Genomic DNA, 18,651 nt, shown 5'->3' with positions numbered 1-18,651 from the left:
TGTCAAGACGTACCACAACCGCCAAGGCGCCCGCCCGCGGGGACGCGGAAACGGCGACCGCCGAAATGTCGAGGATGGCGCCGCCAGGGACCCGTGAACCTTCTGGCCGACGTTTGATCACGTCTGGGCCGCGTCCGGGAGAATCCCCCCGTGAGCGCTGCCCGCCACCGGGCGGCGGGCGCTTGGCGCCGGTCAAGGCCGGAGCAAAGGACAGACGCGCCAGCACGCGACTGCCGCCGAAGCGTGAGCACTGGCGCGATGTCGGGGAGGTGGGGTGGTCGGGCGGCGCAGGCCGCGCAGGTCACTGTGCGGGTGTCTGCTGCTTCGGCATCAGCCAGGAGAGCAGCGAGGGAGCGGGCTTCTGGCTGTTGGGCAGGCGCGCCACGACCACCAGCTTCTTCACCTCGCCGCGCCGGTAGGCCTCCAGCACCTTGGTGTGCTCCTTCACGGAGACGCAGCCGTTGGAATCGCCGCGCGGGCCCATCATGAACGGGTGGATCAGAAAGCCGTCGCGCCCATACATCTTGCTGCCGCCCACGGGACTGAGGCGCAGGGTCTCGACCCCGTGGAACAGCGCCTCGCGCGGGCGCAGGGTGTAGACGTTGGGCGGGGTGGGGCCGCGCATCTTCAGCGCCACCTGCCGGATGTCGTCCATGGCCTCGCCATAGCCGGAATGGGCTTCCAGCTTTTCGCCGCTGGGCATGTAGAGGGTGCGCCCCTCGATGTCGTAGAGCGCGAAGCCGCTGCCCGGCGTGGGCATGGGAACTTCTTGTTCTACCGCGCCTGGCGCGGCGGGTGCGCTCGGCGCCGCGGGCAATGCGGGGGTGGGCGCAGCCGGCTCCGCGGGCCGGCTGGCGGGCGCCGGCATCTCCGGCAGGTCGCCGGGGGTGAGGGAGGCGAGCTGGCGGCGAGCCCGCAGCAGCGGATTGCCCAGCGGCAACGGCACCGGCGGGGCGGAGGGCTCCACCTCCGGCAGGCGCCCGGCCACCAGCGGATTGCGCGAGGGCACCGGCACGCTCTCGACGATGATGGCGGCGATGCGCGCGTCGCGCTCGGGGTTGGTGCCCGCCGTGAGGGGCGGCGTGGCGAAGCTTTGTGGCGCCGCGGCGAGGCCGGGGCTGAGAATCCAGTAGGAATCGACGGAAAGAGCGCCAGAGGCCGGCAGGCCGTCGGCCCGGCTCACCGGATCGGCGGCGCTGGCCAGGGTATAAACGCGCGGGCCGGCGTGGATGGCCGCCCGGAGTGCGGCATAGTCGATGCCGTCGGCCGCGGTTTCGGGCTCGATCCGCGCGAAGCCGGAGGTGGCGGCGAAGGCACCGACGGCGATCACCGACACGCCCACGAGACCTGCAGCGACGACATGCGCCGCGCGCCAGCGGCGCCGCGGGGCCTCGTCGTACAGATCCGGGTCGAAATCCGGGTCCGGTGTGAAAGTCGGTTCCGCCATGACCCTCGATGCTCGAAAGGCTGCCTCACTGCCGTCCCGGCCCCGGTCCCCCGGCTGCCAGTCTTCCATGCCGCGGTTGCCCGAGGCTGAGCCCCCGGAAACCGCCTCGCGCAGGCCCGCCGGATCCCGTGATTCCGGAGATTGAGCCCCACCCCGCCGACGCCAGCCCACGATCACCACACCATGTCCGAGGCGATGCCGGATGCCATGATCCGCGATGCCCTTTCCTCGGACCCGGAAAGGGCCGGCCTTTCCGCTGGCTGCCGCACTGCGGCGACCCACCTCAAGGCACTTGCCCGGACCCTAGGCCGGTTTCGTAACCAATGTCTTTACGGGGACCGGAACAGATTGAAAAGGCGAGAATAAGGAGCGACGCCAGCAGGCCTTGCCCGCGCCGGCGCCCCGGCCGGGGCGCCCGTTACCAGCCTGTGCGCTCCGCATGCTGCGGCGCACCAAGGGCCATATTCCGCCTCAGCTCATCTGCGTACCGCCCCCTTGCCCGATCATGGGCTTGTCCGGCTCAAGTCATACACGCGCGCCCGGCGTCGGCACGGGCTTCGCCTTCACAACTGGGTGTGGCACCCGGCTGCGGCAAGCGGGGGAGGGGCCTTCCCGACGCAGCGAAAGGCGTGGGTGCCGCGGGAGAATTGAGCGCCGGTGCTGATCCGCCTGCCGTGGCGGCGGGGCGGGGCGCCGGCCTGCGTCAAGAGCACGCAGGCCGGCGCCCCGCCCCGCCATGCCCCCTTTTGCGCGCGAAGTGATGATCAGCGCACCCGTGCGTATCGCGCCGCGAGAGCGCTATAAGGGGCCTCATCGACCGCCCGAACTGGAACCGACCCGCGATGTCCTCGACACCCGATGCCGCCTTTGACGTCAGCGCCCCGGCGGGTGCGAGCGCCGCTGCCGCGAAGCCGGCCGCCCCCGACCTCGCCGGCGCGTTCGCCCGCCTCGCCGACTACATGAACGCCAGCATCCTCGGGCAGCCGGCGTTCGTGGACCTGCTGCTGGTGGCGGTGCTGGCGGACGGGCACCTCCTGGTGGAAGGCGCGCCGGGTCTCGCCAAGACCAAGGCCATCAAGGCCCTCGCCAAGGCCATCGACTGCGACGAGCAGCGCATCCAGTTCACGCCGGACCTCCTGCCTTCCGACCTCACGGGCACCGACATCTTCCGCCCGGAGGACGGCTCGTTCCGCTTCCAGCCGGGCCCGGTGTTCCATAATTTCATCCTGGCGGACGAGATCAACCGCGCCCCGGCCAAGGTGCAGGCGGCGCTGCTGGAGGCCATGGGCGAGCGGCAGGTGACCGTGGGCGGCGTCACCTACGCCCTGCCCAAGCTGTTCCTGGTGATGGCCACCCAGAACCCCATCGAGCAGGAGGGCACCTATCCGCTCCCCGAGGCCCAGCTCGACCGTTTCCTGCTGCATGTGAAGATAGACTACCCCAGCCTTGAAGCCGAGCGGCGCATCCTGCGCCTGGTGCGCGGGGAGGCGAACGGCGAGGTGGTGGGCGTCGGCGCGCCGCTCTCCCAGAGCACCATCTTCGCCGCCCGCCGCGCGGCGCTCTCCACCTACATGTCCGAGGCGGTGGAGGAATATCTGCTGCAGTTCGTGTTCGCGACCCGCAACCCCACCCTCTACGGCTCCGACCTGGACGGGCTGGTGTCGTTCGGGGCGAGCCCGCGCGGCTCCATCGCCCTCGACCGCTGCGCGCGTGCCCACGCCTGGCTGCGGGGCCGCGACTTCGTGACTCCGGAGGACGTGCAGGCGGTGGCCAAGCCGGTGCTGCGGCACCGCGTGCTCATGACCTTCGAGGCCGAGGCCGACGGCATGGGGGCCGACGACTTCCTCGACGCCCTCATCGCCCGCGTCCCCGTGAGCTGACCCGCGAACGCCATGCCCCAGACCCCGCCCGCGCCCGCCGAAACGGCCGCCGATCCCCTCTACGGCCTCGTCGCCAGCCTGCAGGAGCTGGTGGCGGCGCGGCCCGGCGACGGGGTGGGCGGTTTCGCCCCCGGCGGCAAGGTGCGCACCCACCAGTTCGGCGGCCATCGCTCCTCCTTCCGCGGGCGCGGCATGGAATTCGACGAGGTGCGCGCTTACCAGCCCGGTGACGACATCCGCACCATCGACTGGCGCGTGACCGCACGCACCGGCAAGGCCCACACCAAGCTGTTCCAGGAAGAGCGCGAGCGGCCGGTGCTGCTGCTGGTGGACACGCGCCGCGCCATGCGCTTCGGCACCCGCGACTGCTTCAAGTCGGTGCTGGCGGCGCGCGCGGCAGCGGTGCTCACCTGGGTCGCCATCGCCGGGGGAGACAGGGTGGGCGGGGTGGTGCTGACCCCCTTCGAGCTGGCCGCCTTCCGGCCCGAGCGCAGCCGGCGGCGCATCCTCCATTTCGTGAAGGCCGTGGCCGAGGCCACCGCCCAGGGCTTCGGCCTGGAGGAGACCGCGACGGCGCCCGAACCCACCCTCGCGGAGGCCTTCGCCCGCCTGCGTGGCGCGGCGCGGCCCGGCACGCTGGTGTTCATCGCCAGCGACTTCGCCGATTTCGACGCCGCCGCCGCCCGCGAGCTGAACCGCCTCTCCCACGCGAGCCAGGCCACCGCCGTCTTCACCTTCGATCCCCTGGAGGCGCGCCTGCCGCCGCGCGGCACCTACCGCATCAGCGACGGCGAGGCGGTGGCGCGGCTCGATCCGGCGCGGGGCGACCTCGCGGCCGCCTATGCCGCGCGCTTCGCGGCCCGACGCGCCCGCATCGAGACCTTCGCCCGCCAGCACGGCATGGCCTTCGTGCCGCTGGAGACCGGGCAGGACGCGGGCGACCTTCTCCACCCCGAGCGGCTGGGAACCGGCCGCGCCGCGCGCCGGGCGGTGGGCTGATGGCGCAGGATCTCGTTCTGCCCCCGCAGAGCCCGCCGGTGACACTGGACCCCGGCGCGGACCCGCTTGCCACCCTCCACGACATCCACCTGCCGGACGCGGTGGCCTTCTGGCCGCCGGCGCCGGGCTGGTTCGCGGTGGCGGGGCTGATGCTGGCGCTCGCCGCCTTGGGCCTGTTCCTGGAGTGGCGGCGGCGGCAGACGCTGGCCTATCGCGCCCTGCAGGAATTCAAGCGCGCGGCGCGGCAGGGCGACACCCGCGCGGTGGGCGCGGCCGCCGCCGTGCTGGTGCGCAGGGTGCTGCTGAGCCGCGACCCGCACGCCGCCGCCGCCGCCTTCACCGGCGAGGCGTTCGCGCGTTTCGTCGGTGCCGGCCCGCAGGGCGTGCCGCCGCAGATCGGCCGCTTCCTCGCCATGGCGCCTTATCTGCCGCCCGGCGCGCCCGAGGCGGAGGAGATCGACCGCGCGGCCCTGGTGGCGGCGGTGCGGCGCTGGATCCGGGGCCACGCATGATCACCTTCCAATGGCTCTGGGCCTTCCTGTTCCTGCCGCTGCCCCTGCTGGCGCGGCTGCTGCTGCCGGCGGCCCCCACCCCCAAAGCGGGGGCGCTGAAGGTGCCCTTCTTCCACGAGCTGGAGGACGAGGGGCTCGTGGGCGGACGGGGCCGGGCCCGCCCCTGGCGGATGCTGGCGCTCGCCCTCGCCTGGCTGCTGCTGGTGACGGCGGCGGCGCGGCCCACTTATGTGGGCCCGCCCATCGCCGTGCCGGTGGAGGGGCGGGACCTGATGCTGGCGGTGGACCTCTCCGGCTCCATGGCGCGGCAGGACTTCGCCGTGCGCGGCATTCCCATGGACCGGCTCTCGGTGGTGAAGGCGGTGGCCGACGACTTCATCGCCCGCCGCACCGGCGACCGGGTGGGCCTCATCCTGTTCGGCACCCGCGCCTATGTGCAGGCGCCCCTCACCTTCGACCGCAACGTGGTGCGCGAGCTGCTCGCCGCCTCCAGCATCGGCATGACCGGGCAGGAGACCGCCATCGGCGACGCCATCGGCCTGGCCATCAAGACCCTGCGCAACCGGCCGGACGACCAGCGCGTGCTGATCCTGCTCACCGACGGCGCCAACACCTCCGGCATGCTCGACCCCATGCAGGCGGCGGAGCTGGCGAAGCGCGAGCATGTGAAGATCTACACCATCGGCGTGGGCGCCGACCCCAGGGCCATGAACAACCCGTGGATGGTCAACATGCCCAACGACCTGGACGAGGACGCCCTGCGCAAGATCGCCGCCATTACCGGCGGGCGCTACTTCCGCGCCCGCGACGTGCAGGGCCTTGCCGGCATCTATGCCGATATCGACCGGCTGGAGCCGGTGGCGGGCGATCCGCTCTACCTGAACGCCACGGTGGCGCTGTTCCAGTGGCCGCTCGGGGCAGCGCTGGTGCTCTCCTTCCTTGCGGGCGCGGCGCTGCTGCGGCCCGCGGGGGTGCCACGTCCCCGGCGGTCCGCTTCTCCGGCCGGGGAGGCGCGGCCGTGATCCCGGCGGATTTCCACTTCCTGCGGCCCCTGTGGCTGCTGGCGCTGGTGCCGGCGCTGCTGCTTGCCTTCGCGGGCTGGCGGGCGCTGCGGGCCGGGCACGAGGACTGGCGCGGCGTGGTGGACGCCCACCTGCTGCGCCATCTGGCGGTGCGGGGCGAGCGCGGTGCCGGCCGCTGGCCGCTGGCGATCCTGCTCGCCGGGTGGGTGCTGGCGAGCCTCGCCATGGCCGGGCCCACCTGGCAGAAGCTGCCTGCTCCCGCCCTCGACCGGCTCGACCCCACGGTGATGGTGCTGAACCTCGGCCGGTCCATGGATGCCACCGACCAGGCCCCGAGCCGCCTCGTCGCCGCCCGCCACAAGCTCGAGGATGTGGTGGCCCGCATGCGGGGCGGGCAGGTCGGCCTCATCGTCTATGCCGACGTGCCGTTCGTGGCCGCCCCGCTCACGGAGGACGGGCGCATCATCGCCCAGATGCTGCCGGAGCTCGCCACCGATCTGATGCCCGTGGGCGCCAACCGGCCCGATCTTGCCATCGCCAAGGCGGTGGAACTGCTGCAGGGTGCCGGCGCGCGCGAAGGCCGCATCGTGCTCGTCACCGACGGCCTGGGCGACGACCCGGACAAGACCCGCGCCGCGGCGGAGGCGGCCGCGCGGGCGGGCTACCGGCTCAGCGTCATCGGCGTCGGCACCGTCGCCGGCAGCCCGCTGAAGGGGCCGTCCGGCATCGTGCGCGGGGCCGGGGGGGCGCCGGTGCTCACCCGCATGGACCAGGCGCGCCTCACCCAGCTCGCGGCTGACGGGCGCGGCACCTTCACGCCCCTCGCGGTGGATGGCCGCGACCTCGACGCCGTGCTCTCCGCCACGCGCGACGCGCCGGCTCGTAATCCGCTCCAGGACAATGGCATGACCGCCGACCAGTGGGCCGATGCGGGCCCCTATCTGGTGGCGGTGCTGCTGGTGCTGGCGCCGCTGGCGTTCCGCCGCGGCTTCATCATCGTGCTGCTGCTGGGCGTGCTGGCGCTGCCCGCCGCCGAGGCGCGGGCCCAGGAGGCGCGCGTGCAAGGGGCCTCGACGCAGGGCGCGCGCTGGGCCGATCTCTGGCGGCGGCCGGACCAGCAGGGCGCCGACGCTTTCGCGGGCGGCGATTTCGCCGGTGCCGCCGGGCATTTCGAGGACCCTGCCTGGAAGGCGAGCGCCCTTTACAAGGCCGGCCGTTACGATGAGGCCGCCGCCGCCTTCGGAAGCTTTCCGGGCGCCGACTATAATCGCGGCAACGCCCTGGCGCGCGCCGGCAAGCTGGAAGAAGCGCTCGCCGCCTACGACGCCGCTCTGAAGGGCGATGCCGCCAATGCCGATGCCTTGTTCAACCGCGACCTGGTGCAGCAGCTCCTGCGGCGGCGCCAGGAGCAGCAGCAGAACCAGTCGGGCGGTGGCGGCGGTGGTGGCCAGGGCGGCGGCCAGGATTCCGGTGGCGGGCAGGGCGGCCAGGATAAGAACAAGGCTGACGGCAAATCCGGAGACAGCAAGTCCGGTGACAGTAAGTCGGACGCCAAGAGCGAGCAGAAGCCGGGCGAGGGCAAGCCCGGCGATGCCAAGCCCAGCGACGGCAAATCCAACGACGGCAAGCCGCAGGACGAGAAGGCGGGGAATGACAAGCCGGCCCCTGGCCAGGAGGGCGAGGGCAAGCCTGCGCCCAGCACGCCGGATGCCGCCGACGGCAAGAACGCTCCCCCCGGACCCAAGGGCGCCGAGCCGCCGCAGAAGCCGGAGCAGGCCGGCGCCGCGCAGAGCCCGCCGCCCGCCCCCCCGAAGGCCGAGCCTTCCCCGCCCCAGGCTCCGCCGCAGGGGCCCGGCCCGCAGTCGCCGCGAGCGCCTCAAGTTCCGCCTCAGGCTGCCCGCCCGGGCGGCGAAGCGGGCGAGAAGGCGGATCAGGGACAACCGGGCGCCGTGGCGCTGCGGCCCATGAGCGAGCAGGAGCAGAACAGCGAGCAGGCGCTGCGCATGGTGCCGGACGATCCGGCCGGGCTGCTGCGTGCGCGCATTCGCACCTATTACGGCGGCAGCGGAGCGGCGGTGCGCGACGATGACTAGAGCGTTTTCGAGCGAAGTGGACACCGGTTCGCGTGAAGAAGGCGCGTCAACTCCAGAATCTGGAGTGCCGCTGCGATTCCAAGAGACGGGGAAGCGGCGCCACCGTTTCTTCCTTCTCCCTGCCATGCTGCTGGCGGCCACTCTTGGCGCCGCCGCGCGGGCCGCGAGCCTCACCGCCGCGCCGGACCGGTTCGTGGTCACGGCCGGCGAGACCTTCGATTTGGTTCTGAGCCTCACCGACGGTGAGAGCTGGCAGCCGCCGGACGTCTCCGCGCTGACGCGCGACTTCGACATCGTCGACCGCCGCCGTGCCAGTCACGCCGCCATGGTGAACGGCAAGCCGGTGCACGTGGACCAATGGGTGATGACGCTGGCGCCAAAGCGCACGGGCACGCTGACCCTGCCTTCGCTCACCGTGGGCGGCCTCGCCTCGCCGCCGGCGCAGGTGCAGGTGGTGCCCGCCCCGGCCACGGGCAGGGCCCAGGCTTCGGACGAGCCCCTGTTCGTGCGCGTCGAAGCGGCGGACACACCGGCCTTCGTGCAGAGCGACGTGCCGGTCACCCTGCGCATCTACGACAGCCTCGGCATGCGCGCCGGGTCCATGGAAAAGCCGGTGGCGGAGGGCGCCACCTTCACCGAGGACGGCGGCCAGCGCAGCTATGTGAAGACCATCGGCCGGCGCCGCTACCGGGTCATCGAGCAGAGCTACCTGATGCGGCCGCAGCGCAGTGGTGTCATCACCGTCGCGCCGGTCAGCCTCAAGGCCAGCGTGCCCGGCTTCGCAGGCAGCGGCGCGGCGTCGGATCTGCCAGGCCTGCTGGGGCGCGGGGCCATGGGCGGCCTCGCGGAGCGCGCCGTTACCGTGAAGTCGCAGCCGGTGACCGTCACCGTGCAGGCCCGGCCGGAGGGCGTGAGCGGCTGGTTCCTGCCGGCGCAGGGCGTCACCATCTCGCAGGAGTGGTCGGTTCCGCCCGGGCAGATGAAGGTGGGCGACACGCTCACCCGCACCATCACCGTCACCGCCAAGGGCGCGAGCGCGAACCAGCTCCCGCCCATCGAGGCGGCGCCGGTGGACGGCCTGCGCCAGTATGAGGAGGACAGCCACGCCGAGGCGACCCTCATCGACGGCGTGGCGGGAACCGTGCTCACCAAGCGCTTCTCGGTGGTGCCCACCCGGCCCGGCCCGGTGAGCCTGCCGGCGATCGAAGTGCCCTGGTGGAACCTTGCCGCCGCCCGGCAGGAAAAGGCGGTGCTGCCGGCGGTGACGCTCGACATCCGGCCGGGCGTCGACAGCTCCGCGTCGCTTGCGCCGCAGGCTGCCCCGATCCAGGCCGCGTCGCCAGCCCCTGCGCCGGTGCCCGACGCCGCGATGGAAGGGGAGGGCCCCTCTGTTCTCGGCTGGCTGCAGACCCACAGGCTTTCCGCGAGCCTGCTGGGGGCGGCGCTCGCCGGCGCGCTGGTGTTGGCCCTCGTCTGGCGCCGCCGCACGCGGGCGGCGCGCGGAGCGAGGGCGGAAATCGCCGCGCCGGCCGCCGCCCGCCGGCGCCGCCGCCCGCCGCTCCGGCCCGTGCCGCAAGATCCCGTGCAGGTGATGAGCGACCTCATCGCCGCCTGCCGCAAGGGCGAGGCCGGCGCCGCCCATGCGGCCTATGGGCGCCTCCTGAGCCTCGGCGCCTTCGCCGCTCCGGCTCCGGAGCTCGATGCCGCCGCCGAGGCGCTGGCCCGGCACCTCTATGGCGGGGATCGCCGCGACTGGGACGGGCGGGCGATGCTGCGCGCGCTGGAGCGGGCGCGGCGGCAGGCGCGCGCGGTCAAGCGGCTCTCCGGCGCCCGGCTCGCGCCGCTTTATCCCGGCGCGCGCTGACGCCGTCGAGCCGGTCTTCGAGCGCCGCCGGAACGGCCTTGGTTACGCTCCGTGCGGGGGGCTGCACACAGGCGATCGAGACGGCACGCGAGCCTTCGGCATGGTGCTTCAGCCCCGGTTTCCGCTGGGGCTGATCGTTTTCGTGCAAACGCTGCGCGGTCTGGACCAAAGCGCCGTGAGTCGGGCGCGCCGGCCGTGGGCCAAAGTGGCCGGCGCCTGCCGGACCCTGGCGCCCTACGGCCGCCGCCGGCGCTTGTCCTGCTGGACCGGAATTTGCTTGGAGAGGGGGCATTGCCATTGGCGCGCGCAGAGGATGTCGCGCGCCCGCTTAGGAGATTGCCATGCCCCTCGATCTCAAGACCGAATGGACCGACGCCGATCTTGCCCGGCTCATCGCCTCTGTGTCGGATGACCGTGACTGGCGGCTGGAGGTCAGCGCCCTCGGTGTCGCGGATCTCGCCGACAAGACCGCGAACCCCACCGGGGCGGACTATGACGAGACCCTGCATTGCTTCTTCGAGACTTGGATGGCGGGCACGGACTTCGTCGGCCCCTCCGCCGCCGGGGACAAGGCCCTGATCGGCAAGCTCGCCGTCGCGCTGCGGGCGAACTACCCCACACTCAAGGCCGACAGGTTCGTTTACGTGGACCTGTGAGCGGCAATACATGATGACGGCCCGCGCTCGCCGTTGCAGGCGCCGCCTGTTGTCGGGCTGTCCGGGGGGATGAAAGGCGCCCGCCGGGGCGGGCGCCCCGTGGGGCTCAGTCCAGCACCATCTCCGGCACGTCGTCCGGCACGATGAGCCTGGCGGAGGTGGCGGCCAAGATCTCCTCCACCGACACGCCGGGCCCGCGCTCCTGCAGCACGAGGCCGTCGTCGGTGGGGCGGATCACCGCCATCTCGGTGACGATCAGCGTCACGCGGCGGGCGGCGGTGAGCGGAAGGGTGCATTCCGGCACGATCTTCGGGTCGCCCTTGGCGGCGTGCTGCATGGCGACGATCACCGACTTGGCGCCGGCCACGAGGTCCATGGCGCCGCCCATGCCGGGCACCTTCTGGCCGGGGACCATCCAGTTGGCGAGGTAGCCGCGCTCGTCCACCTGCAGGCCGCCCAGCACGGTGAGGTCAAGATGGCCGCCGCGGATGAGGCCGAAGCTCATGGAGCTGTCGATGGAGGCCGCGCCCGGCACGGCGGAGACGAATCCGCCGCCGGCATCGGTGAGGTAGGGGTCTTCCATGCCCTCCGGCGGGTGCGCGCCGAGGCCGATGACGCCATTCTCCGCCTGGAAGAACACGTCGGCACCGGGCTTGAGGAAGTTGGCGACGAGGCTCGGCAGGCCGATGCCCAGGTTCACCAGCATGCCCGGCTTCAGCTCCTGCGCCACGCGCGCGGCGATGATGGACTTGGGGTTCCATTCCCTGCCGGCGGCGGCCGGGGTCGGCTTTGTCATTTCGTTCATCACGCGGCCCTCGCCAGAAGATGATCCACCAGCACGCCGGGGGTGCGCACCTCGTCGGGCGGAATGACGCCCACGGGCACGATCACGTCAGGCTCGGCGATCACGGTCTTGCCCGCGAGCGCCATGATGGGGTTGAAGTTCTGCGCCGTGAGCGAATATTCGAGGTTGCCCACATAGTCCGCCTGCCGTGCGGCGATGAGGGCGAAATCCGCGTGGATGGGCTTTTCGAGCAGGTAGCGCTTGCCGTCGACCTCGACCACCTGCTTGCCCTCTTCCACGGGGGTGCCGATGCCGGTGGCGGTGAGCACGCCGCCGAGGCCCATGCCGGCAGCGCGGATGCGCTCCACCAACGTGCCCTGGGGCACCAGCTCCACGGTCACCTCGCCGGAGATCATCTTCTGCTGGATCTCCGGGTTGAGGCCGATGTGGGACATGATGGCGTGCTTCACGACGCCCGCATGCACCAGGCGGCCGATGCCCTTGGTGGGCAGGCCGGCGTCGTTGGCGATGACGGTGAGGCCGCGCGCGCCGCGCTCGACCAGGGCGTCGATGAGGCGCAGGGGGCTGCCGACCGCCATGAAGCCGCCGATGAGCACGCTCGCCCCGTCGGGGATGAGCGCGGCGGCGTCTTCCGGTTTGATGGCCTTCTTCATGGAGTTTCCTCTCGTCTCGCGCGGCAGGCCGGCCGGGCCGGACATGCCGCCGTTCGGGGGCGGCTTCGCTCGATGGCCGCGACCGGCGCGGAAGGTTCCGCCCGGCCGCGTCCGTGGCTATTCGGCGGCCTTCGCGTGCTGGTTGGCCAGGAGGGTCTTGCAGGCCCGGGCGATCACCAGCTCCTCGTTGGTGGGGATCACCATGATGCGGGCGCGGCTGAACTCGGTGGAAATGACGCGGGCGCCCACGTCGTTCTGGTCGTGGTCGAGCTCGAGGCCGATCCAGCTCATGCCCTCGCAGATGCGGCGACGGATCTTGCGCGAATTCTCGCCGATGCCGCCGCAGAAGATGAGCGCGTCGAGGCCGCCCAGGGCGGCGGCGAGGCCGCCCAGCTCGCGGCGGATGCGGAACACGAAGTAGTCGATGGCCTCGTGGGCCTCCGGCACGTCGGCCGCCTCCAGGGTGCGCATGTCGTTGGAGATGCCGGACATGCCGAGCAGGCCGCTTTTATAGTAGAAGAGGTCGCGGACCTCGTCGATGGTCTTCCCCTCCTGCTGCACCATGTAGAAGATCACGCCGGGGTCGATCTGGCCACAGCGGGTGCCCATGGGCAGGCCATCGAGGGCGGTGAAGCCCATGGTGGACGCCACCGAGCGCCCGCCCAGGATGGCGCACATGGAGGCGCCGTTGCCCAGGTGCGCCACCACCACGCGACCGTCGTGCAGCAGCGGCGCGATGCTCTTCAGCTCGCCGGTGATGTACTCGTAGCTGAGGCCGTGGAAGCCGTAGCGGCGCACGCCCTTGTCATAATATTCGCGCGGCAGGGCGAAGACGTCGTTCACCTTGGGGTGGGCGCGGTGGAAGGCGGTGTCGAAGCAGGCCACCTGGAGCGCCTCGGGGAAGGCGGCCTTGGCGGCCTCGATGCCGGCGAGGTTGTGCGGCTGGTGGATGGGCGCGAACGGCGAGAGCTCGCGCATCTCGTTCATCACCGCGTCGGTCACCACCACGGGGGCGGCGAAGTGCGGGCCGCCGTGCACCACCCGGTGACCCACCACGCAGGCGCGCGCTTCGGGATACTGCACGCGCAGCACGCCGAGGGCGGTGGCGAGGGCGGAGGTGTGGTCACGCGCGTCGGTGAGCGTGAGTTCGCGGGTGATGGCGGGCGAGGCCGGGGACAGGGTGGCCTTCAGCTTCGGCTTGCCGCCGATGCTGTCCACCTGGCCAACCGCCATCAGGGTCGGCTCCACCGAGCCCTGGGAGATGTCGTAGAGGCTGAACTTCAGGGACGACGAGCCGGCGTTCAGCGTGAGGGCGACGGGACGCACCATGTCACACGCCCTCCTTCTCGGCGGCAGCCTTCTCGGCCATGACGCGGGCCTGATGCACTACCGCCACCGCGCAGGAGGCAAGGCGCGCCTTCTCGCCGTCGGCGCGCGAGGTGAGGATGATCGGAACCTTCGCGCCCATGACGAGGCCGGCGGCCTCGGCGTGGGAGATGAAGGTGAGCTGCTTGGCCAGCATGTTGCCGGCGTCGAGGTCCGGCACCACCAGCACCTCGGCCCGGCCCGCCACCGGCGAGCGGATGCCCTTGATGCGGGCGGCGGTGATGTCCACCGCATTGTCCATGGCGAGCGGCCCGTCCACGAGGCCGCCGGTGATCTGACCGCGCTCGGCCATCTTGGAGAGCAGCGCCGCGTCCACCGAGGAGGCGATGGCCGGGTTCACCGTCTCCACCGCCGAGAGCACGCCCACCTTGGGGGTCTCGATGCCCAGCGAGATGGCGAGGTCGATGGCGTTCTGGCAGATGTCCACCTTGGTGAGCAGGTCGGGCGCGATGTTGATGGCGGCGTCCGTCACCAGCAGGGGATGGGCGAGGCCCGGCACGTCCATGACGAAGATATGGGTGAAGCGGCGGCCGATCCTGAGGCCGCGCTCCTTGCGCAGGGCCGCCTTCAGCAGCTCGTCCGTGTGCAGGTGGCCCTTCATGAGCACCTGGGCGCGGCCATCGGCCACCACGTCCACCGCCGTGTTGGCGGCCGCGGCGTGCTCGGGGACGTCGATGACCTCGACGCCGTCGAGGCTCAGGCCGAGGCTTTTGGCGGCGGCCTCGATCTTGCGCGCGCTGCCCACCAGGATCGGCGTGATGAGCTTTTCCCTCATGGCCAGGAGCGCGCCGCCCAGGGAGGCGGGCTCCTCGGGCGCCACCACGGCCACCGACAGGGGCGGCAGGCTCTCGGCGCGTTCCAGCAGGGCGTCGAAGTGGCGGTGGCGCTGCACCACGAGGCCGGGCAGCTCCTGCTCTTCGTAGGTGTACTTGGCCCGGGGGGCCTCCACCACGGCTTCGCCTTCCAGCAGCAGCTTGCCGTCGGCGACGCGCCTGACCTCAGTGGAGAGGCGCACGGACCCGTCCGGGTCCTTGTCGATCACGGTCACCTTCGCATCCAGCTCGTCGCCGGCGGAGGCGCGGGCGTGGAAGCGGAATGCCTGGGTGCGGTAGAGGGTGCCGGGGCCGGGCAGCACATTGCCCAGCACCGCGGAAATCAGCGAGCCCACCCACATGGAAGGCGCCACCACCACGTCGGCCTTGCCGTCGCCGTCGATGTCCTGGTTCGGCAGGTGCATCGGATTGTGGTTGCCGGAGACATTGGCGAAGACGATGAGGTCGTCGGTGGTGCAGGCGCGGCGCAGCTCGGCGCTATCGCCCGGCTTGAGCTCGTCGAAGGTCTTGTTTTCGCGCATCATTGCGGTGGAACCTTACCTTGGAGTGGTCCGAGAGGAAACGCTCGTTTCCGGGCCTTGCGCCGGCTGGCCGGGAAAAGCGGGCACGGCGGTGCGCTCAGCCGATGATGCTGTAGCCGCCGTCGATGAGGTGCACGCCGCCGGTCACGTTGGCAGCCTCGCGGCTGGCGAGGAAGGCGGCATAGGCGCCCACGTCCTCGATGGTGGCGAGCAGGTGGGTGGGCGCGCGCGCGGCTGCGAGCTCCAGCAACTCGTCGAACTCCGCGATGCCGGAGGCGGCGCGGGTTTTCAGCGGTCCGGGCGAGAGGGCGTGCACGGAGATGCGCTTCTCGCCCAGCTCCGCGGCGACATAGCGCACCGAGGCTTCCAGCGCCGCCTTCACGGGGCCCATGATGTTGTAATTCTCCACCACCTTCTCGGAGCCGTAGAAGGAGACGGTCATGCAGGTGCCGCCGGCGCCCATCAGTGGCTCGGCGAGGCGCACCATGCGCAGGAACGAGTGCACCGACACGTCCATCGCCATGGCGAAGCCCTGGCGTGAGGAATCGACCACGCGCCCGTGCAGGTCCTCGCGCGGGCAGAAGGCAATGGAATGCAGCACCGTGTCGAGCCGACCCCACCGCTCGGTGATGGTGGCGTAGACGGCCTCGAGCTGGACGTCGTCGGTCACGTCCAGGGGCAGGATCAGCTCCGCCCCGATCGACTCCGCCAGCGGCCGCACATGGTGCTCGGCCTTGTCGTTGAGATAGGTGATGGCCAAGTCCGCGCCCTGCTCGCGGAGGGCCCTTGCGCAGCCCCAGGCAATGGATTGATCGTTCGCCACGCCCACGACGAGCGCCTTTTTTCCGGCCAGCGAAAACATGAGAGACCCTCTCCCGGCTGCTTTGCACGGCGCTCACGCCTAGAGCAAATCCACTGCAAAAGGATGACGGCACTGCAGCATACGCAAGTACGGAATTGTGCTTAGCACAAATCTGCCGAAAGCTTCCCTGTTTCGTGGCGCCTTCCTCCACAGCGAAGAAGAGCAGGCGCGGACGTTGGCAATACGTCGCCGCGCGGCGGGGTGCGGGAGGTGGCGCTTGCCGGGCGGGTCCCGCTCCATTAAAAAAGCGAGCGCTCGTTCAGAAAAGGGGCCGTGGCTCCACGCGGCTCCGGCGGGCGCAACGCACGGGAGGCGTCCATGGCATTTCAGGTATCCCTGGAGGGGCGGGCGGTGCTCGTCACCGGAGCATCGCAGGGGCTTGGCGCGTACTTTGCCGAGCAGCTGGCGGCGGCCGGGGCGAAGGTGGCCCTCGGCGCCCGCAAGCAGGACGCCTGCGCCGCGGTCGCCGACCGCATCGCCGCCGCCGGCGGCACGGCCCTGCCGCTGGCGCTCGATGTCACCGACGCCGCTTCAGTGGCGGCGGGCGTGGCCGCCACGGCCGGCGCGTTCGGGCGGCTCGACGTGCTCGTCAACAATGCCGGCGTCACCGCCACCGTGCCGCTCATGGATATGAGCGAGGAGAGCTGGGACCGCGTCGTCGACACCAACCTCAAGGGGGCGTTTCTCTGCGCCCAGGGGGCGGCACGGCAGATGGAGCGGCAGGGCGGGGGCGTCATCGTCAATGTCGCCTCCATCCTCGGCCATCGGGTGGCGGGGCAGGTGGCGGCCTATGCGGCCTCCAAGGCCGGGCTGGTGCAGCTCACCCGCTCCATGGCGCTCGAATGGGCACGCCACGGCATCCGCGCCAATGCGCTGTGCCCCGGCTATGTGGAAACCGACATCAACAGCGACTTCTTCTCCACCGAGGCCGGGCAGGCGCTGGTGCGGCGAATCCCGAGCCGCCGGCTCGGCCGCCTTGAGGACCTCGCCGGGCCGCTGCTGTTCCTGTGCTCGGAGGCGTCCGCCTACATGAACGGTACCTCACTGGTGGTGGATGGCGGGCACCTGGTTTCCTCACTGTAAGGCTTGCGCCTGCAGGTTTCCTTGCGGCGGAGGGACATCGCTCCGAACCGAGTTATCCCCAGGCCTGCGCATTTTCCCGGGGGGAGGGGGTTGCCAGGCCCCCGGGGGTTTGTTACATCGACGCCCTCTTCCGAGACACCTCGGACGGGCGCATAGCTCAGTTGGTAGAGCAGCTGACTCTTAATCAGCGGGTCCTAGGTTCGAGCCCTAGTGCGCCCACCACTTCCAGAAATCAAAAAAGTCGACGGCAAGTCGCGCTCCGGCGAAAGCCTGGGGCGCGCGGACGTCATTCTTCATGTCCGGCGGGCCCTGAGCCCGTGAAGGGCTTTGGCGGTGCTGCCTGAAGGCCGCCGTTCCCGGCGTTGTCCGGCGGGTGTTTTCCTGGTGCACACGATGGCAAAAGCCGTGCGGCGGCGGAGCGGCGTGCGGTTCAGCCGTCTTCCCCGATCCTCGCCGGTGCCGGTTGAGCTCCCCTTGAAGCGCAGCGCGGCCATGGCCAGCCGCCCAAAAGAACGGCCCGTGAGAAAAGCTCGCGGGCCTTCGGTCTTTCACGCCGCTGTCGCCATCGGCGCCTGCCCTTCCGTTCGCGGAAGGCGCCGTCCTTCCTCCGCCCTCAGCCCAGCAGGTCCCGCAGGGTCAGGGCCATGACCTCGGTCGCCTTGTCGAGGTCGGACAGGCGCAGGTTCTCATCCGCGCGGTGGCCGTTGGCCTCCTCGATGGTGCGGGGGCCGGCGCCGTAGAGCACCACGGGCACGCCCGCTTCCGCATAGAGCCGCGCGTCGGTGTAGAGTGGCACGCCGGTGGGGCGCACCTCCTCTCCCACCACGGCCGAGGCGTTGCGGCAGATGACGGAGGCGAGGTGCCGCGCGCCTTCGCCCGGCACCAGCGGCCGTGCCAGCAGGATGCGGCGGACCGCCACCCGCGCCTGCGGGAAATCGGCCGCGGCGCGGGCGATCACCGCGCGCACTTCTTCCTCCACCTGCTCCGGGCTCTCGCCCGGCACGATGCGCCGGTCGAGGCGGAACACCACCCGGTCCGGCACCACATTGGTGTTGATGCCGCCGGAGATGAGCCCCACGTTGAGCTGTGGCGCGCCAATGCCCGCCACCTCCGAGAGCTTGCCCTTCAGCGTGTCGCGATAGGCATAGAGGGCCGAGAGGATGTGCGTCGCCGCCTCCAGGGCGTCGATGCCGGTGGCGGGAATGGCGGCGTGGGCGGAACGGCCGCTCACCTCCACCTCCAGGTGCAGGCAGCCGTTGTGGGCCCACACCACGGCATAGCTGAAGCCGGCCGAAACGGCATAATCGGGCTTCGTGAGGCCCTGCGCCAGCAGCCAGCCCGGCCCCACCTCGCCGCCGATCTCCTCGTCATAAGTGAGGTGCAGTTCCACCGCGCCCCTCAGCGGCAGGCCCGAGCGCTTCAGCGCGTCGAGGGCGAAGGCATAGGTGGCGAAATCGGATTTCGAGACCGCGACGCCCCGGCCATACATCACCCCGTCCACCACCTCGGCGCCGTAGGGGTCGTGGGTCCAGCCCTCGCCGGGGGGCACCACGTCGCCATGGGCGTTGAGGGCGACGGTGGGTCCGGCACCGAAGCGATGGCGCACGATGAGGTTGGTCACCGAGACCATGCCCGCCGCCTTCACCGTCGCCTCGGGCACCGCATGGCGCTCCACCGTGAAGCCGAGTTCCTCCAGCAGCGCGGCGGCGCGGGCCGCGTGGGGGGCGCAGTCGCCGGGCGGGTTGTCGGAGGGCACCTTCACCAGCTCGGCCAGGAAGCGGCGCCGGTCCTCGGCCCGTTCGGCGATGAGGCGGCGCAGCAGGTCGGCTTCGGTGGCGGGCATGGATCGATCCTCGAATGGCGGGCGCCGCGGCTTCGGCTCAGGATAAGGGGGCGCGGCAGGCCCGGCGGCATGGCATGCACCCGCCGGCCGCGCAACGGCCCTCTCGCGGCGCCGGGCGGGAGCGGCGCGGACCGACCGGCCGCCGGGCGGCGCGGGCCCGGCGCCCGAGCGCTCCCTATCGTCACGCGGATT

15 protein-coding genes and 1 tRNA gene are annotated in these 18,651 nt (G+C 71.5%); 9 read left to right on the top strand and 7 right to left on the bottom strand.

The genetic code is table 11. The features are described from left to right. Window positions 1-301: 301 nt before the first annotated feature. On the bottom strand, window positions 302-1,447 hold the full coding sequence (locus tag V5F61_RS04615; protein WP_393987717.1) for a tlde1 domain-containing protein: 1,146 nt from the start codon (window positions 1,445-1,447) through the stop codon (window positions 302-304). A gap of 959 nt (window positions 1,448-2,406) precedes the next feature. Between V5F61_RS04615 and V5F61_RS04610 the strand changes: the two genes are divergently transcribed. The 7 genes from V5F61_RS04610 (at window position 2,407) to V5F61_RS04580 (ending at window position 10,473) form a co-directional block, all read left to right on the top strand. Beyond that, on the top strand, window positions 2,407-3,327 hold the full coding sequence (locus V5F61_RS04610) for an AAA family ATPase (RefSeq protein ID WP_393989605.1): 921 nt from the start codon (window positions 2,407-2,409) through the stop codon (window positions 3,325-3,327). Window positions 3,328-3,339: 12 nt separating this feature from the next. Beyond that, on the top strand, window positions 3,340-4,326 hold the full coding sequence (locus V5F61_RS04605; protein ID WP_393989601.1) for a DUF58 domain-containing protein: 987 nt from the start codon (window positions 3,340-3,342) through the stop codon (window positions 4,324-4,326). Then, window positions 4,326-4,838 (top strand): DUF4381 domain-containing protein, encoded by a 513-nt coding sequence (locus V5F61_RS04600; protein WP_393989600.1) that lies wholly within the window; start codon window positions 4,326-4,328, stop codon window positions 4,836-4,838. Before V5F61_RS04605 ends, V5F61_RS04600 begins: the two co-directional genes overlap by 1 nt. Continuing rightward, complete coding sequence (locus tag V5F61_RS04595; RefSeq protein WP_393989599.1) at window positions 4,835-5,860, top strand: vWA domain-containing protein; 1,026 nt, start codon at window positions 4,835-4,837, stop codon at window positions 5,858-5,860. The genes V5F61_RS04600 and V5F61_RS04595 overlap by 4 nt, the downstream gene beginning before the upstream one ends. After that, window positions 5,857-7,953 carry a VWA domain-containing protein gene (locus tag V5F61_RS04590; RefSeq protein WP_393989598.1) on the top strand — a complete coding sequence of 699 codons (2,097 nt, stop codon included), beginning with the start codon at window positions 5,857-5,859 and terminating at the stop codon, window positions 7,951-7,953. Before V5F61_RS04595 ends, V5F61_RS04590 begins: the two co-directional genes overlap by 4 nt. 64 nt (window positions 7,954-8,017) lie before the next feature. Further along, the gene (locus V5F61_RS04585; RefSeq protein WP_393989597.1) at window positions 8,018-9,817 is read left to right on the top strand and encodes a BatD family protein; all 1,800 of its coding nucleotides are present in this window, start codon (window positions 8,018-8,020) and stop codon (window positions 9,815-9,817) included. A gap of 341 nt (window positions 9,818-10,158) precedes the next feature. Continuing rightward, window positions 10,159-10,473 (top strand): hypothetical protein, encoded by a 315-nt coding sequence (locus V5F61_RS04580; RefSeq protein WP_393989596.1) that lies wholly within the window; start codon window positions 10,159-10,161, stop codon window positions 10,471-10,473. A 106-nt stretch (window positions 10,474-10,579) separates the two neighbouring features. Here V5F61_RS04580 and V5F61_RS04575 read toward each other — a convergent pair whose 3' ends face one another. From V5F61_RS04575 to fabI, 5 genes are all read right to left on the bottom strand, one after another. Next, window positions 10,580-11,278 carry a 3-oxoacid CoA-transferase subunit B gene (locus V5F61_RS04575; protein ID WP_393989595.1) on the bottom strand — a complete coding sequence of 233 codons (699 nt, stop codon included), beginning with the start codon at window positions 11,276-11,278 and terminating at the stop codon, window positions 10,580-10,582. After that, window positions 11,278-11,931, bottom strand: a complete 654-nt coding sequence (locus V5F61_RS04570) for a CoA transferase subunit A (RefSeq protein ID WP_393989594.1) — start codon at window positions 11,929-11,931, stop codon at window positions 11,278-11,280. Before V5F61_RS04570 ends, V5F61_RS04575 begins: the two co-directional genes overlap by 1 nt. 117 nt (window positions 11,932-12,048) lie before the next feature. Continuing rightward, window positions 12,049-13,260 carry an acetate/propionate family kinase gene (locus tag V5F61_RS04565; protein WP_393989593.1) on the bottom strand — a complete coding sequence of 404 codons (1,212 nt, stop codon included), beginning with the start codon at window positions 13,258-13,260 and terminating at the stop codon, window positions 12,049-12,051. 1 nt (window position 13,261) lies between these two features. Further along, entirely contained in the window at window positions 13,262-14,671 is a 1,410-nt protein-coding gene (locus V5F61_RS04560) for a bifunctional enoyl-CoA hydratase/phosphate acetyltransferase (protein ID WP_445329455.1), read from the bottom strand. Window positions 14,672-14,768: 97 nt separating this feature from the next. After that, a complete protein-coding gene (gene fabI, locus V5F61_RS04555; protein WP_393989591.1) occupies window positions 14,769-15,533 on the bottom strand; it encodes an enoyl-ACP reductase FabI in 765 nt (254 codons plus the stop codon). A 318-nt stretch (window positions 15,534-15,851) separates the two neighbouring features. On the opposite strand from fabI, the gene V5F61_RS04550 reads away from it, so the two are divergent. Next, on the top strand, window positions 15,852-16,616 hold the full coding sequence (locus tag V5F61_RS04550) for an SDR family NAD(P)-dependent oxidoreductase (RefSeq protein ID WP_393989590.1): 765 nt from the start codon (window positions 15,852-15,854) through the stop codon (window positions 16,614-16,616). Window positions 16,617-16,762: 146 nt separating this feature from the next. Beyond that, window positions 16,763-16,838 (top strand) — tRNA-Lys (locus V5F61_RS04545). A 391-nt stretch (window positions 16,839-17,229) separates the two neighbouring features. Here V5F61_RS04545 and V5F61_RS04540 read toward each other — a convergent pair. Continuing rightward, the gene (locus V5F61_RS04540; RefSeq protein ID WP_393989589.1) at window positions 17,230-18,459 is read right to left on the bottom strand and encodes an ArgE/DapE family deacylase; all 1,230 of its coding nucleotides are present in this window, start codon (window positions 18,457-18,459) and stop codon (window positions 17,230-17,232) included. Window positions 18,460-18,651: the final 192 nt, after the last annotated feature.

The sequence above is a fragment of the Xanthobacter sediminis genome (assembly GCF_043195015.1).
Lineage (GTDB): Bacteria > Pseudomonadota > Alphaproteobacteria > Rhizobiales > Xanthobacteraceae > Xanthobacter.
The sequence above is the reverse complement of the archived record's forward strand: the minus strand, read 5'-3'. Positions and strand labels throughout refer to the sequence as shown.